This window comes from Kocuria subflava (assembly GCF_012163155.1).
Taxonomy (GTDB): Bacteria; Actinomycetota; Actinomycetes; order Actinomycetales; family Micrococcaceae; genus Kocuria; species Kocuria subflava.
The window spans coordinates 57784-73394 of record NZ_JAAVUN010000016.1; the positions used below are offsets into that span (position 1 = coordinate 57784).

Sequence of the window (15611 nt, forward strand, 5' to 3'; positions counted from 1 at the left end):
GTTGCAGGGCCGATCGGAGGATGATCTTCTCAAGGGACAACTGGATGGGGCGTGGTCGTGAGGCCTGAACCGCGGGTGACTGCCGTTGTGGTCAGTTACAACCGACGAACATTGTTGGAATCCACCTTGCGCGGAATCCTGGCAGGTTCCATGGTGCCACAGACCGTTGTTGTGGTGGACAACGCCTCCACGGACGATTCGGTGCCCTTCATCAAGGCATTCGCTGCAGAGCACGCCGCCACAGGATCTGAAACCACCATTGAACTGGTGGAGTTGAACCGCAACGTGGGCGGGGCCGGCGGGTTCACCGTGGGTATCGACCGGGCCGCCAACCAGTTGCAGGCTGATCTGATCTGGGTCATGGATGACGACACCGAACCCTTGAGAGAAACCCTGAGTGCTGCTGTCCACGCCTGGCGGTCGTATGACCCCGAGGGGGCACGCCGCCCGGCTTTTGTGGCCAGCACCGTGTTGTGGACCGATGGCTCGGAACACCCCATGAACTCCATGATCGAACGCATTGGAGCGGGTCCGGGACGCAAGCAGCGTGCGGCGGCTGTGGGTGGGCGCAGCATCCGATCGGGATCATTTGTTTCCTTGCTCATGGACGGGGATGCCGTCCGGGCTTCGGGTCTGCCCATTGCCGATTACTTCATCTGGAATGACGACTTCGAGTTCTCCACGCGCCTTGCCCGCTGGTCTGATGCCATCCAGGTACCGGCTTCCACCGTCATGCACCACACCAAGCAGCCGGGCAACACGGATGCCGACCCCGGTCCCCGGTTCTACAACGACGTCCGCAACAAGCTGTGGGTCTTCACCCGTTCCGCATCCCTGGCTCCTTGGGAGAAGGTGCTCTATGGGGGTGCCACTGCACGGCTGTGGCTGCGCACCCTCAAGTCTTCACAGGACCGTCGCACTCTTGCGGGGCGTTTCTTGACCGGCGTCCGTGACGCTCTGCGCCCGCCGCGCAGCAATGCCGAGGTGCTGGACCAGCTGTGGACTCTCACCCGGGACCAGCAGAGCGCGGATCCCGTGCCTGCCGTGTTGCCGGAAGGCACCGCGTTCTCGCTGTTGATGCCGGTCTATCACGGGGACACTCCGGAGAGGTTTTACCGGGCCTTGATCTCCTCCACCTTGGAACAGGCCAGGCCCCCGGCCCAGGTGGTGATTGTGCGTGACGGGCCGGTTGCCCCGGAGCTACAGCAGGAACTGGAGACACTCACCCGGCGACTGGAACAGGCCAACCCGCCGATCGCCGTCGTCCGACTGGATCTGGAGACCAATGCAGGCCTCACCCATGCGCTGCGGCTGGGTTTGAGGCAATGCCGTCACAACATCGTGGCGCGCGCCGATGCCGATGACGTCTCCTACCCGCATCGCTTTGCCCGTCAGCTGCCGCTGATCGAGGCCGGTGCCGATGTGGTGGGTGCTGGCATGAATGAAATCGGCGACGACGAATCCCGGGTCCTGGCACGCCGTGAGGCACCTGTTGGCGCGCATGAGATCCGGTGTATTGCCAAACTGCGTAATCCGGTGTCACATCCCACCGTTGTGATGCGCAGGGATGCAGTCAACGGCGTGGGCGGTTACGAGTACGTGCCGTTGGCGGAGGACTACTGGTTGTGGGTCCGACTGCTCAAAGCCGGGGCGGACATCAGAAACATCGCCGAGCCCCTGGTGGGTTACCGGGTTTCCGGTGGGGCCTATCAGCGCCGCGGGGGACTGGCGGTTTTCCAGGCAGAGATGCAGTTGCAGGCCCGGTTGCGGGGCAGCGGCTACCTGAATTTCCTAGAATGGGCACGCAATGTGGTGGTCCGTGGCGGGTATCGCTTTGTCCCACGGGCTGCGCGCACACGTGCTTACCGCAACATGGTCAGTGGCTACCCCAACTCCGTCGGCGGCGATTCAACAACCGCTTGAGGGCATACCCGCCCCGGAGAGCAGCCACTGACCTGCGTTCGGACGGCAGGCATCTGAACCGCTTGGATCTGCAAGATCCACATCTTGGCCCACACGGGTGACATGATTTGTGATCATGTCTGAACCCCTGTTCACGGAAGGACCCCCGCATGACGACTCCGCACGGACGTGACTCTGCGGGTCCTGCCACCGGGTCCCAACCGCAGGTGAGATCCGGCACCACCTCGGCTCGTGGTGGTTCGGAGTCCGAACGTCCCACCGCCTGGTTGTGGATCCAGATGATGCTGGACTCCGTGGCCTGGATCGCGGCCATGGGCGTTGCCTTGGTGCTGCGTTATGAACTGAGCATCCAGTTCATCAACGTTTCCAGCCTCCTGGCAGCGTGCCTGATTGCCGTGGTGGCTCAGATTGCCGTGGGCTATTCATTTGCCCTGTATCGCGGGCGTTATTCCTACGGCAGTTTTGATGAAGGCAAGCTGTTGATCGTGGTCACCTTGATCGTGACCGCCATTTTGCAGATCGTGCTGTTGGTGGCCGGCAGCACCATCGGCATTCCACGGTCCGTGGCCCTGATCGCCTTCCCGTTCGCAGCACTGTTCATGGCGGCCTTCCGCTACCTCAAGCGGATGTACCAGGAGTCCACCTCCAAACCACAGGCCAACGCGCAGCATGTGGTCATCTACGGCGCAGGTCAGTCCGGGACCTTCATTGTGCAGCGCATGATGCAGGACCCGGATTCGGAGTACCTGCCGGTGGCCCTGCTGGACGATGACCCCTCCAAGAAGCACCTACGAGTCTCCTCGGTCCCGGTCCTGGGCACCATTGCAGATGCTCCCGCAGTCCTTGCGCAGACCCGTTCCAGCATCTTGCTGGTGGCGCAGTCCAATGCCTCCTCCAAACTGATGCAGCGGGTGTCCGACGTCGTTGCCGGCACCAACACCCGCGTGATGACTGTGCCTCCGGTGCGGGACATGCTGACGGGATCGGGCACCAGCGTGGACATCCGGGACATCAGCCTGGAGGATCTGATCGGCCGGATACCGGTCGACATCGACGCCGCCGGCATTGCCGACTACATCACGGGCAAACGCGTGTTGGTGACCGGTGCCGGCGGTTCGATCGGGTCCGAACTGTGCAGGCAGCTGCTGGCCTTCGACCCGGCCGAGCTGATGATGTTGGACCGGGACGAAACCAATCTGCAGGCCACCCAGATCTCCATCACGGGCCGGGGACTGTTGGACGGCCAGGACACTGTGCTGGCAGACATCCGCGACGCCCAGAACCTGGCCACCATTTTTGAACGACGACGCCCCCAGGTGGTCTTCCACGCAGCCGCCCTCAAGCACGTCTCCCTGCTGGAGACCTACCCGGACGAGGCTTGGAAGACCAATGTCCTGGGAACGTTGAACGTCTTGGCGGCAGCCCGCGCAGCCGACGTCGATGTTTTTGTGAACGTGTCCACGGACAAGGCCGCCAATCCCACCACTGCGCTGGGGCATTCCAAGCGGGTGGCGGAGAAGCTGACGGCGTGGATGGCGCGCGAAACCGGCAAGCGTTACGCCTCGGTCCGGTTCGGCAATGTCTTTGGTTCCCGTGGCTCCATGCTGCCGCTGTTCACGGAGCAGATCCGCCAGGGCGGCCCCATCACGGTCACGCACGAGGACGCCACCCGATACTTCATGACCATCCCGGAGGCCTGTCAGCTGGTGGTGCAGGCAGGGGCCATTGCCAGTGGTGGTGAGGTGCTGATCCTGGACATGGGGGAGCCGGTTCGCATTCTGGATGTGGCCAAGCGGCTGCGTTCGCTCTCCGGTCAGGAAGGGATCGAGATCGTGATCACCGGGCTTCGGCCGGGGGAGAAGCTGCACGAGGACCTGATCGGCATGGACGAGTCCGATGCCCGGCCGTTCCACCCCAAGATCTCCCACGCCCAGGTGCGAGCCTTGAGCCCGTCCAACCTTGATCGCCACGTCTGGAAAGAACGCGGTGGGATGACCCTGACGGGCGCCATTCCCGTGGTGGGACCCTCCACGCAGCCCGCCCTGACCCAGTTCCATGGTGCGCGGGAGATTCCCAAGCGGCAGCAGGGCGGCGGATCAACCGCGAGCAAGGGGCAGGGGCCAGGGGAGCACCGCGCGGTTCAGCGGCCTGATGACCAAGAGGCTACGGACCAGGGGACCAGCGGCCACGGTACCTCGAGGCACCGGGCCGAGAATGCGGAGGGCCAGGCGTCATGACAGACGGACCCAGCGTTCTTTCCGTGGACCCGGGATCCATCCCCACAGTGGAGGAGCTCCAGCACCTGCTGGTCTTGGCAGTGACTTTCGGGGCCGCCGCCCTGGTGCTCAGCGTTGCGCTGCCTTTTGTGGTCAAGCCGCTGCTGACGCGTTGGGGGGTGGTGGACATCCCCAACGAACGTTCCTCACACACCCGCACCGTGATCCGCGGCATGGGTCTGGCGGTGGCCGGTTCGGTCATCACGGTCCAGGCCGCGGGACTGGCCACGGGTGCGGTCTACACGGACCGGTCCGTTGCTCTGATCGTGCTGGCCGGAACAGCGGCTTGCGCTGCACTGGGGTGGGCCGAAGACTTCAAGGGTGTCTCCGTACGTGTCCGACTCCTGATTCAGGCTCTGGTGGGTGGGGTGTGCTCAGCCCTCCTGATCTGGACCCTGGAGACCAGCCTGCTGTGGTGGGTGGTGTGCACCGGGGCCGTGGTGGTTTACGTCAACGTGGCCAACTTCATGGACGGCATCAACGGGATTTCCGGGCTGCACGGACTGGTGGTCGGTCTGCTCTACGCCTGGGCCGGAGCCTCCAATGACCTGACCTGGATGATAATTGCCGGTCTGGTGGTGGCCTTTGCCTTTGCCGGGTTCCTGCCCTGGAACCTCAGCCGCGGGGCAGTGTTTCTGGGGGATGTTGGGTCCTATCTGTTGGGCGGATCCATCATCTTGATAGCGGTGGCGGCATTTCTGTCCGGGGTGTACGTGGAGTACCTTCTGCCGCCGCTCTCCGTCTACCTGGCGGACACCTCTTGGACCCTGCTGCGACGATACCGAGCGGGGGAGGCCTGGTGGCGGCCGCATCGCCAGCACGCCTATCAGCGTCTGACAGACGTGGGTCTGACCCACGTCCAGTCCTCGGCGGTGGTGGCACTGACCACGGTGTTGGTCTCCGTGGTTTCCCTTCTGGGCCTGCAGCTCACGGGTGTGGCCGTGCTGTTGGCTGGGATCCTGGTCATCCTGATTCTGGTGCTGTACCTGGCACTGCCATGGCTGCTGGGCCGTGCACGACGCCGCACCGTGGTCTCCGGTGACAACCCCCAGGCATCCGCGGCATGAGCCGGTCGCACACCGGGCGAAAAATGTTGCCGGGCAATGTTTGGGCCAGGATGCTGCGGGTGTCCCTGCTGCTGGGGGTGACCGTGGCAGCTGTAGTGCTCGGCACTGCGTGGTTGGTGGACGGATCGGCCGCTGCAGCAAGCGTGGCGGTGGGTACCGCGGTGGTGGTGTTTGTTTTTGCGGTGTCCCTGGTGGCTCTGTGGTGGGCCTCCCGGTACCCACCGGCACTGGCGGCCATGGTCATGTTGATTCTTTACGTGGGTCTGGTGTTCGCTGGGGCCATCATCCTGTTCGCCGCGCCTGCGCCGCAGGGCCTTGAAGCTCCCTGGGTGGGTGCTGCCACGGTGGGGCAGCTGTGCGCTTGGCTCACCGGTGTGGCCTACGCGGCACGCCGCACTCGTCTCCCCATTTTCGACGTCCAGGCCACAGCCAGGGCGTCCAAGAGCACATCCGAGACAGCAAAGGATCAGATGTCATGAGTTCTGCCCACAACCCGCAACCCAGGTCATCCGAAACTGATGCGATCCCCACGGGTGAGAACCCGCAGACTGGGCGGCGCAGACGCAGTTTGAGCACTGTGGGAGAGCTGGTGGAAGCCGGTGGAAACCGCGGCGCGCTGGGGATCTTGGCCTACCTGGTGATTGGGACGGCCTTCTGGAGTCTGGTAGGGTTCCTGCTGGATTACCTGGTGGGGACGCAGTGGCTTGTCCTGCTCGGAGCGGGCGTCGGCCTTGCAGCCGGGGTGACCCTCGCCTACCTCCACCTGCAAGCCGGACTGGGAACCAATGATGGTTCAGCAGCCGGTGATGACGCCCGAAACCGCCCCGCAGACAAATGATCATGGCCTTGAGTCGTGACTGCGCGGATGGAAGCAGAAAGGACCGCCATTGATCGTCGCCCCAGTTCTTGAGGGACAAGGCTTCCAGGCTCCCAGCGTTTCGGACATGCACCTCCCGCCGTTCTTCGAGATCGGCTCCTTCGAATTCGCCAAGCACACGGTGCTGATCTTCCTGTCGGTCATTCTGATCGTGGGCTTCTTCATGTGGGCCATTCGCAAGCAAGCGCTGGTTCCCTCCAAGGGCCAGTACCTGGGTGAAGTCGGCTACGGATTCGTGCGCAACTCCTTGGGCCGCGACATCATCGGTGAGAAGGAGTTCCGGCCCTGGCTGCCGCTGCTGTTCAGCTTCTTCTTCTTCATCCTGGTCAACAACCTGTTCGGGTCCATCCCCGTTCTGCAGTTGCCCACGTTGTCCCACCCCGGCTCGGCCTACGTCTTGGCCATCATTGCTTACGTTGCCTGGGTCGGTGTCGGCGTCAAGCGTCATGGTCTTGGGCACTTCATGGCCAAGATGACCATGCCGCCGGACGTTCCCAAGGTGCTCTACGTCTTCCTGATCCCGATCGAGTTCATCTCCAACTTGATCATCCGTCCGGTCACCCACGCGCTGCGTGTGTTCGCCACCATGTTCGCGGGTCACATGGCCATCATGGTTGCTGCCTCCCTCTTGGGCTTCTTGATCACCGATGTCGGTGGCATCGGCGGCATCCTCGGTGGTGCTGGCGCACTGTTTCTGGGCATCTTCATTTACTTTCTGGAGATCCTGATCCAGGTCCTGCAGGCCTACATCTTCACCCTGCTGTTCGCCGTCTACGTTGACGGTGCCCTGCAGGAAGGCCACTGACCCCTCGGCCCCACGGCCCCACTAGTTTTGGTCCGGTGCAAGCTGGATCGACCTACGGAGAACTTCTCCGAAACGTCAACCGCCATTCGTGGCACACCGCCCGCACAGGGCAGTACGAAAGGAAACACCAAGAATGGACATCACCGGTTCCCTCTCCGTCATCGGTTACGGTCTCGCAGCCATCGGCGGTGGCATCGGCGTGGGTCTGATCTTCGCCGCCTACATGCAGGCCGTGTCCCGTCAGCCCGAGACCCAGCGCATCATCCAGCCCATGCTGTTCATGGGCTTTGCCGTGGTCGAGGCCCTGGCCATCCTGGGCTTCGTGCTGGCTCTGCTCTGATCTTTCCTCACGGGAAGGTCGGACCAGGTCAGTCATAGAGAACAGGAAAACCGTCCATGACCACAAACATCATGGCAGCCAGCGAAAACCCGCTGTTCCCCAACGGCTGGGAAATGCTGATCACCACGATCGGCTTCGCCTTGCTGCTGCTCGCCGCGATCAAGTGGATCGTGCCCATGTTCGAGCGCACCTACGCGGAGCGCACGGAAGCGATCGAGGGTGGCCTGGCCAAGGCCGAAGCTGCGCAGGCAGAAGCGGACAAGGCCCGTGACGAGTACAACCAGCAGCTGGAATCCGCTCGCCTCGAAGCCCAGAGGATCCGCGAGGAGGCTCGCACCGAAGGCGAGAAGATCCTGGCTGACTTCAAGGACCGCGCCAACGTGGAGTCGGCTCGCATCACCGAGAACGCTCACACCGCAATCGCTGCTGAGCGCACTGCCGCTGTGGCGTCCTTGCGCAATGAGGTCGGCACCTTGGCCATCCAGCTGTCCTCCAAGATCGTGGGGGAGTCCCTGTCCGACGACGACCGTTCGCGGCGCGTGGTGGACCGGTTCCTCTCCGACCTTGAGCAGACTCCGACCGATGCAGGTGCACAAGCGTGACGGCCGCAGGATCCGACGGAAACCAGGTCAACCTGTCACGCGTGCTCGAACGCTGGACCGGCTCGGCTCAGCCGCACCTGGCTCGTGACGTGTTCGGGATCGCTGCCGTGCTCGACGAGCAGGGCAGCCTCCGCCGGGCCCTGACCGATCCGGCTCACTCCGATGATCAGCGCGTGGCCCTGGCCTGGCGGATCTTCGAAGGACACACCTCCCGCGAAGCCTGCGAGGTGCTTGAGGCTCTGGTGCGTCAGCGCTGGAGCGGTGAAGGTGGTATGGCCGACGGACTGGAAGCAGCTGGCGTTCTCTTGGCCGGTTCGGCTGCTGAGAACCGTGCAGGTGCCCAGGGCTTGGACAACGTCGTGGACGATGTCCTCTCCGCCCAGGCGCTGTTGGACTCCGATGCTGAACTGCAGCGGGCGTTCACCGATGCACGAGCCTCCAATGAAGCCAAGCTGCGCCTTCTGGACCGCATTGCTCCCTCGTTGAGTGAAGAAGGCCGCTTGCTGGTGGAGCAGGCCGTGACCAACCCACGCGGTGCCTTGCCGCAGAGGTTGTTGGGCACATTTGCAGACCACTTGGCAGCCCAGCGGGATCGTTGGATCGCCCGTGTGGTCACTCCGGTCGAGCTGGATCAGAACCAGGTGGAGCGCTTGCGTTCCTCTCTGGGACGGATCTACGGCCGGGATCTGAAAGTTGTCACGGACCTGGACCGCTCCTTGGTGGGCGGATTGCGCATCACCGTGGGTGATGAAGTGATTGACGGTTCAGTGGCAACTCGCCTCAACGAACTGCAGCTCAAGCTCGGAGCCTGAGCCACCACAGCACCGGACACGCGGGGCGGCACAGCCCCCAGAGTCCACCAGACGAATGAGTTGGTCATCGGCACGATGATCACCGACCAGGAAGCAGGGACACGAGATGGCCGAAGTGACCATCAATGCCGATGAGGTCCGTAGCGCGCTACAAGAGTTTGCAGCCTCCTACGACCCCGGTAACACCGAACGCAAGGAAGTTGGCCGCGTCATTTCCGCTGCCGACGGGATCGCCCGCGTGGAGGGCCTGCCCTCCGTGATGGCCAACGAGCTGCTCCGTTTTGAGAACGGCGTGCTCGGTCTGGCACAGGACCTGGACACCCGCGACCTCGGCGTCGTGGTTCTGGGTGACTTCCAGGAGATCGAAGAAGGCCAGACCGTCGAGCGCACCGGTGAGATCCTCTCCGTGCCCGTCGGTGACGGCTTCCTGGGCCGTGTCGTGGACACCCTGGGGCAGCCGATCGACGACCTCGGCCCCATTGAGGCCGAAGGCCGCCGTGCGCTGGAGCTGCAGGCACCGGGCGTGACCATGCGTAAGTCGGTTCACGAGCCGCTGCAGACCGGTCTGAAGGCGATCGACGCCATGATCCCGATCGGCCGTGGCCAGCGTCAGCTGATCATTGGCGACCGCCAGACCGGTAAGACCGCGATCGCTGTGGACACCATCCTGAACCAGCGTTCCAACTGGGAGACCGGGGATCCGCAGAAGCAGGTTCGCTGCATCTACGTGGCCATCGGTCAGAAGGCCTCCACCATTGCCTCCGTGCGCAAGACGCTTGAGGACAACGGCGCCTTGGAGTACACCACCATCGTGGCTGCCTCCGCCTCCGACTCGGCCGGTGTGAAGTACCTGGCCCCCTACGCCGGTTCGGCCATCGGCCAGCACTGGATGTACGGCGGCAAGCACGTGCTGATCATCTTTGATGACCTCTCCAAGCAGGCAGAGGCCTACCGCGCCACCTCCTTGCTGCTGCGCCGTCCTCCGGGACGTGAGGCCTACCCGGGTGACGTGTTCTACCTGCACTCCCGCCTGCTGGAGCGTTGCGCCAAGCTCTCCGATGATCTTGGCGCCGGCTCCATGACCGGTTTGCCGATCGTGGAGACCAAGGCCAACGACGTCTCGGCCTTCATCCCGACCAACGTGATCTCCATCACCGACGGTCAGATCTTCCTGCAGTCGGATCTGTTCAACGCTGACCAGCGCCCCGCCGTTGACGTGGGCATCTCCGTGTCCCGCGTGGGTGGTGCCGCTCAGATCAAGGCCATGAAAAAGGTCTCCGGCACGCTGAAGCTGGAACTGGCTTCCTACCGGTCCATGCAGGCGTTCGCCATGTTCGCCTCCGACCTGGATGCCGCTTCCCGTCAGCAGCTGACCCGCGGTGCTCGTCTGACCGAGCTGCTGCGTCAGAAGCAGTACAACCCGTACGCGGTCGAGGAACAGGTTGTCTCCATCTGGGCCGGCACCAAGGGCCACCTGGATGACATCGAGGTTGCTGACGTCCTGGACTTCGAGGCCGCTCTGCTGGACCAGGTGCGCCGGACCACCAACGTGATGGACTCGATCGCCTCCACCGGCAAGCTCGAGGACGACACTGTGGACGCCCTGGAAACCGCCGTTGCTGAGGTCAAGCGCGACTTCCGCGGCCACAACCGGGACAACCACGCACCGGGCCATGAAGAGCACCAGGCGCTGGATTCGGGCGACGTCGCCCAGGAACAGCTGTCCACCGGTGGCTCCTCCGCCAGCCGCTGAGCGATCCGCGAATCGTGAAGTCTCCGTCCGGGTGCCCTGAACCGGCACCCGGACGGTAACGAAAGGAAGCTACATGGGAGCGCAGATCCGGGTTTACCGGAACAAGATCTCCTCCACGGAGTCGATGAAGAAGATCTTCAAGGCCATGGAGATGATCGCGACTTCGCGCATCAACAAGGCCCGGCAGAGGATCAACTCGGCCTCGCCGTACGCCAACGCACTGACCCGTCTTCTGTCACAGGTTGTCACTCAGACCTCCGGGGACCACCCGTTCCTGCGCAGTTCGGATGACGTGCGTCGCTCCGCCGTCGTCGTCTTCAGCTCCGACCGAGGACTGGCCGGTTCCTACTCGGCCAACGTCCTCAAGAAAGCCGAAGGCCTGCTGGAGATGCTGCACGGAGACGGCCGCGAGGTGAAGATCTACCTGGTGGGCCGTAAGGCCAAGCAGTACTTCGACTTCCGTGGTCGTGAGTACGACGCATTCTGGGAGGGCGAGACCGACAACGCCAGCAGCGATCGTGCCCACGAAATCGCTGATGTGCTCCTGGAAGCCTTCACCAAGGACCACCAGGACGGCGGGATCGACGAGATCCACCTGGTCTACACGCGTTTTCACTCCATGGTGACCCAGGAACCCAAGGTGCTGCGCTTGCTGCCCCTTGAGGTCGTGGACGCCAACGCCCTGGGAGATGACATAACCAAGGGTTACGGGGAGATCGAAACCAACTCCCAGGAGTTCGAGTTCGAGCCCAACGCTGAAGAGTTCCTGGACAAGGCACTGCCGCGTTACTTCCGGGCCCGGATCTACTCTTGCCTGTGCCAGGCTGCCGCCTCCGAACTGGCCTCACGTCAGCGCGCCATGAAGTCGGCCGGTGACAACGCGGATGACCTGATCCGCAAGTACACCCGCTTGATGAACAACGCCCGTCAGGCTGAGGTCACCACCGAGCTGACGGAAATCGTGTCGGCTTCCGAGGCCCTCTGACCCAGGTATTGCGCGGACAGCGCCCCATCCACACCCGCCACCCACGAAAAGTGAAGTGAGAGACATGACTGCCACCATCAACGAGCAGCAGGCAACCCAGCCTGCCGCTGGTGCCATTGGCCGCGTCGCGCGCGTCAAGGGTTCCGTTGTGGACATCGAGTTCCCCGAGAACCAGATGCCCGACATCTACAACGCTCTGACCACCGAGCTGAACTTCGAGGGCGAGCAGAAGACCATCTACCTGGAGACCGCCCAGCACCTGGGTGACAACCTGGTGCGTGCGATCTCCCTGCAGCTCACCGATGGTCTGGTTCGCGGCACCGAGGTCCAGGACACCGGCGCTCCGATCTCCGTTCCGGTCGGCGACGTCGTCAAGGGCCACATCTTCAACGTTGTGGGTGAGGCCCTGGACGTGGACACCGAGCAGCTGGAGATCAAGGACCGCTGGCCGATCCACCGCACCGCTCCCGGCTTTGCGGAGCTGGAGGGCTCCACGGAGATGCTGGAGACCGGCATCAAGTCCATCGACCTTCTGACCCCCTACATCAAGGGCGGAAAGATCGGTCTGTTCGGTGGCGCCGGCGTGGGCAAGACCGTCCTGATCCAGGAAATGATCACCCGTGTGGCCCGTAACTTCGGCGGTACGTCCGTGTTCGCAGGGGTGGGTGAGCGTACCCGTGAGGGCAACGACCTCTGGGTGGAAATGGAAGAGGCCGGCGTGCTCAAGGACACCGCGTTGGTGTTCGGCCAGATGGATGAGCCGCCTGGAACGCGTCTGCGCATCGCCCTGACCGGTCTGACCATGGCGGAGTACTTCCGCGACGTTCAGAACCAGGACGTGCTGCTGTTCATTGACAACATCTTCCGCTTCACCCAGGCCGGTTCCGAGGTTTCGACGCTGCTGGGCCGTATCCCCTCGGCCGTGGGCTACCAGCCAACCCTGGCGGATGAGATGGGTGTGCTCCAGGAGCGCATCACCTCCACCCGTGGCCACTCGATCACCTCCATGCAGGCGATCTACGTGCCCGCCGATGACTACACGGACCCGGCTCCGGCCACCACGTTCGCGCACCTGGATGCCACCACCAACCTCTCGCGTGACATCGCCTCCCGTGGTCTGTACCCCGCGATCGACCCGCTGGCTTCGACCTCTCGTATCCTCGACCCGCAGTACGTGGGCCAGGAGCACTACGACGTCGCAACCCGCGTGAAGTCGATCCTGCAGGAGAACAAGGAACTGCAGGACATCATTGCCATCCTGGGTGTGGAAGAACTCTCCGAAGAGCAGAAGGTCGTGGTTTCCCGCGCCCGCCGCATCGAGCAGTTCCTCTCACAGAACACCTACACCGCGTTGCAGTTCACCGGTGTGGAGGGCTCCACAGTCCCGGTTGCGGAGACCATCGACTCCTTCAAGAAGATCTGCGACGGCGAGCTGGACCACGTTCCGGAACAGGCGTTCTACAACGTCGGTGGCCTGGACGATGTCATGGCCAAGTGGGACGAGATCAAGCGCTCCACCGGAGAGAAGTGATCATGGCTGCTCCGTTGATCGTTGAGATCGTTGAGCTCTCCGAATCTGTGTGGAACGGCGAGGCCCGTCAGGTCATCGTGCGCACCACGGACGGTGACCTCGGCATCCTGTCGGGGCACGTGGCGACTGCCGGTGTGCTGGTTCCCGGTCGGGTTGTGATCGACCCGGTGGACGGGCAGCGCATCGAGGGTCAGATCGACGGCGGATTCGTCTCCGTCGACGGCAACCGCGTGACCATCGTGGCCGACCACTACGAGGCACCGGGGGCACACGCCTGATCGGGGTGTCCCGGTGATGTGAAGCACCTGACCTGCTGGCGGTGTCGACGTGATCGCGTCGACACCGCCAGTGCAGTTCAGTGAGGCCAGTTCAGTTCAGTGAGCTTTGACCGGCCGTACAGTGTGGGCGAGAGTTCTGACGGCCTGAAGCAGGAGAAGAAGCATGGAAGAAAAGATCGTTGTCCACGGACCCACGGCGGTCAACGGCGTGCTGCCTGTTTACGGCGCCAAGAACAGCGTGCTGAAGCTGATGGCAGCCACTCTGCTGGCGGTGGGCAAGTCCCGGATCACCAATGTTCCGGAGATCGATGACGTTTCCATCATGGCTGAGCTGCTGCGGCGTCTGGGCTGCCAGGTGAACTACAACAAGGGCGAACGTTGGGTGGACATCGACGTCCCCGAGCAGCTACACCACCAGGCCGATTACGACCTGGTCCGGGCCATGCGGGCCTCCGTGTCCGTTCTAGGGCCGTTGATTGCCCGTTGCCATGCCGCTGAAGTGGCTTTGCCTGGCGGAGATGCCATCGGCACCCGGGGTCTGGACATGCACCGCGCCGGGCTGGAAGCCATGGGTGCCCGGTTCCGCACGGAAGCCGGTTACTTGAAGGCCACGGTGGAACATGAGCTCACGGGTGCTGAGTACCACCTGTCCTACCCATCCGTGGGCGCCACGGAGAACCTGATGACGGCAGCAACTCTGGCCAAAGGCACCACGGTTCTGGAGAACGTGGCGCGTGAGCCGGAGATTGTGGACATCTGCCAGATGCTCATGGCCATGGGTGCCCAGATCGAGGGAGTGGGCAGTTCAACGCTGACCATCACGGGCGTTGAAGCCCTGCAGTCGGTGGTCCATCGCACCGTGCCGGACCGGATTGTGGCTGGAACGTGGGCCTTTGCGGCCGCCATCACCGGCGGTTCGGTCCATGTGAAGGGCGCAGAGTCCTCCCATCTGAGCCTGGTCCTGGACAAGCTGCGCAGCGCCGGATGTGAGATCACCGAGCTGGAGGACGGTTTCCAGGTGCACGGCCCGTCCCGGCCCAAGGCCGTGAACATTTCCACCTTCCCGTATCCGGGCTTCCCCACGGATCTGCAACCGTTCGCCGTCGCCATGAACGCCGTAGCGGAGGGCTCCGGAATGATCACGGAGAACGTGTTCGAGGCCCGGTGGGGTTTCACAGCTGAGCTGGAACGCCTGGGTGCCCACGTCCGCCTCGACGGACACCATGCCTGGCTGGATGGCGTTGACAAGCTCTCCGGTGCGCCCGTGGAGGCCAAGGACATCCGTGCCGGTGCTGCCCTGGTGATTGCCGGCATGCGTGCTGATGGCGCCACGGAGGTCAACGGGATCGGGCACATCGATCGCGGGTATGAGAACTTTGTGGAGAACCTGACCAACGCCGGTGTCGCGGTGGAACGGCACATGGCCTCACCGCTCTACTGAGAGCATCGCCTGTGACAGTGAAATGACCACCTGCATCGCGAGCAGGTGGTCATTTCACTGTCAAACGTGCCTGGTTCAGAACAGGCGAGCGTCCTTGTCGTCGACGTCGCGCATGGCGTCGTAGTCCAGTGTCAGGCAGGAGATCCCGCGGTCAGTGGCCAAGACCTTGGCCTGGGGCTTGATCTGCTGGGCGGCGAATATGCCACGGACCGGCGCAAGCCGGGGATCGCGGTTGAGCAGTTCCAGGTAGCGGGTCAGCTGCTCCACACCGTCGATGTCACCGCGGCGTTTGAGTTCGATGGCAATGGTGGCGCCCTTGGCGTCACGGGCCAGGATGTCCACGGGCCCGATCGCTGTGGGGTATTCACGCCGGATCAGCATGGAACCTTCACCCACGAGATCGATCTGCTCGGCCAACAATCGTTGCAGATCGGCTTCCACGCCGTCCTTGGTCAGTCCCGGGTCAACACCCAGATCATGGGCGATTTCCTCATGAGTCTCATGGATCAGGATCTTCAAGACGTCATCGGACTTGGTGGCGGAGACCGTCCAGACCTCTTGGACACCCACCGCGGATTGGTCCTCCGTGGGTTCTGAGGTGGAGAGCCTGGCGGGTGGAGACATCCAGTTCAGGGGCTTGTAGCTGCCGCCGTCGGAATGCACCAACACGGAGCCGTCCGCCTTGATGATCAGCAGGCGGCGGGCCAGCGGCAGATGGGCCGTCAGCCGGCCTTGGTAGTCAACGGAGCAGTCAGCGATCACAACACGCACGGCGGACAGTCTGACACAGCGCACGGCGCCGGTCGGCCATCGCAACAGGCAGCAACGGTTGCAGGGCGGTTCCTGCTCACTGTCAACGGTCAGCCCGACTTCCCTGTGGGCGGTCAGGTGATCTCCCCGTGGGCGGACAGCTGATCTCCC

15 protein-coding genes are annotated in these 15611 nt (G+C 63.4%); 14 read left to right on the forward strand and 1 reads right to left on the reverse strand.

Annotated features, from left to right (window positions below):
- The first annotated feature begins 57 nt into the window (after window positions 1–57).
- From GTW58_RS15000 to murA, 14 genes are all read left to right on the forward strand, one after another.
- Window positions 58–1923 (forward strand): glycosyltransferase, encoded by a 1866-nt coding sequence (locus GTW58_RS15000; RefSeq protein WP_119933093.1) that lies wholly within the window; start codon window positions 58–60, stop codon window positions 1921–1923.
- A 149-nt stretch (window positions 1924–2072) separates the two neighbouring features.
- Window positions 2073–4160, forward strand: coding sequence for a polysaccharide biosynthesis protein (locus GTW58_RS09160; protein WP_081993522.1), 2088 nt, complete (start codon window positions 2073–2075; stop codon window positions 4158–4160).
- Window positions 4157–5266: an MraY family glycosyltransferase gene (locus tag GTW58_RS09165; protein WP_119933057.1), complete on the forward strand. Its 1110-nt coding sequence runs from the start codon at window positions 4157–4159 to the stop codon at window positions 5264–5266. Before GTW58_RS09160 ends, GTW58_RS09165 begins: the two co-directional genes overlap by 4 nt.
- Window positions 5263–5745: a hypothetical protein gene (locus GTW58_RS09170; RefSeq protein WP_156125282.1), complete on the forward strand. Its 483-nt coding sequence runs from the start codon at window positions 5263–5265 to the stop codon at window positions 5743–5745. Before GTW58_RS09165 ends, GTW58_RS09170 begins: the two co-directional genes overlap by 4 nt.
- Window positions 5742–6104: a hypothetical protein gene (locus GTW58_RS09175; RefSeq protein ID WP_189587271.1), complete on the forward strand. Its 363-nt coding sequence runs from the start codon at window positions 5742–5744 to the stop codon at window positions 6102–6104. The genes GTW58_RS09170 and GTW58_RS09175 overlap by 4 nt, the downstream gene beginning before the upstream one ends.
- A 106-nt stretch (window positions 6105–6210) precedes the next feature.
- Entirely contained in the window at window positions 6211–6948 is a 738-nt protein-coding gene (atpB, locus tag GTW58_RS09180) for a F0F1 ATP synthase subunit A (protein ID WP_052209304.1), read from the forward strand.
- A 133-nt stretch (window positions 6949–7081) separates the two neighbouring features.
- Window positions 7082–7288: an ATP synthase subunit C gene (locus tag GTW58_RS09185; protein ID WP_047688260.1), complete on the forward strand. Its 207-nt coding sequence runs from the start codon at window positions 7082–7084 to the stop codon at window positions 7286–7288.
- A gap of 56 nt (window positions 7289–7344) precedes the next feature.
- Window positions 7345–7890, forward strand: a complete 546-nt coding sequence (locus GTW58_RS09190) for a F0F1 ATP synthase subunit B (RefSeq protein ID WP_119933055.1) — start codon at window positions 7345–7347, stop codon at window positions 7888–7890.
- On the forward strand, window positions 7887–8702 hold the full coding sequence (locus GTW58_RS09195) for a F0F1 ATP synthase subunit delta (protein WP_119933054.1): 816 nt from the start codon (window positions 7887–7889) through the stop codon (window positions 8700–8702). The genes GTW58_RS09190 and GTW58_RS09195 overlap by 4 nt, the downstream gene beginning before the upstream one ends.
- Before the next feature lie 106 nt (window positions 8703–8808).
- Window positions 8809–10455 carry a F0F1 ATP synthase subunit alpha gene (atpA, locus tag GTW58_RS09200; RefSeq protein ID WP_047688258.1) on the forward strand — a complete coding sequence of 549 codons (1647 nt, stop codon included), beginning with the start codon at window positions 8809–8811 and terminating at the stop codon, window positions 10453–10455.
- A 73-nt stretch (window positions 10456–10528) separates the two neighbouring features.
- Window positions 10529–11440: a F0F1 ATP synthase subunit gamma gene (locus tag GTW58_RS09205; RefSeq protein ID WP_047688256.1), complete on the forward strand. Its 912-nt coding sequence runs from the start codon at window positions 10529–10531 to the stop codon at window positions 11438–11440.
- Window positions 11441–11504: 64 nt separating this feature from the next.
- A complete protein-coding gene (atpD, locus tag GTW58_RS09210; protein WP_119933053.1) occupies window positions 11505–12971 on the forward strand; it encodes a F0F1 ATP synthase subunit beta in 1467 nt (488 codons plus the stop codon).
- 2 nt (window positions 12972–12973) lie between these two features.
- The gene (locus tag GTW58_RS09215) at window positions 12974–13249 is read left to right on the forward strand and encodes a F0F1 ATP synthase subunit epsilon (protein ID WP_047690572.1); all 276 of its coding nucleotides are present in this window, start codon (window positions 12974–12976) and stop codon (window positions 13247–13249) included.
- Window positions 13250–13412: 163 nt separating this feature from the next.
- Window positions 13413–14690: a UDP-N-acetylglucosamine 1-carboxyvinyltransferase gene (murA, locus tag GTW58_RS09220; protein ID WP_119933052.1), complete on the forward strand. Its 1278-nt coding sequence runs from the start codon at window positions 13413–13415 to the stop codon at window positions 14688–14690.
- Window positions 14691–14765: 75 nt separating this feature from the next.
- Here the strand turns inward: murA and nucS are convergent, their stop codons facing one another.
- A complete protein-coding gene (gene nucS, locus GTW58_RS09225; protein ID WP_119933092.1) occupies window positions 14766–15461 on the reverse strand; it encodes an endonuclease NucS in 696 nt (231 codons plus the stop codon).
- Window positions 15462–15611: the final 150 nt, after the last annotated feature.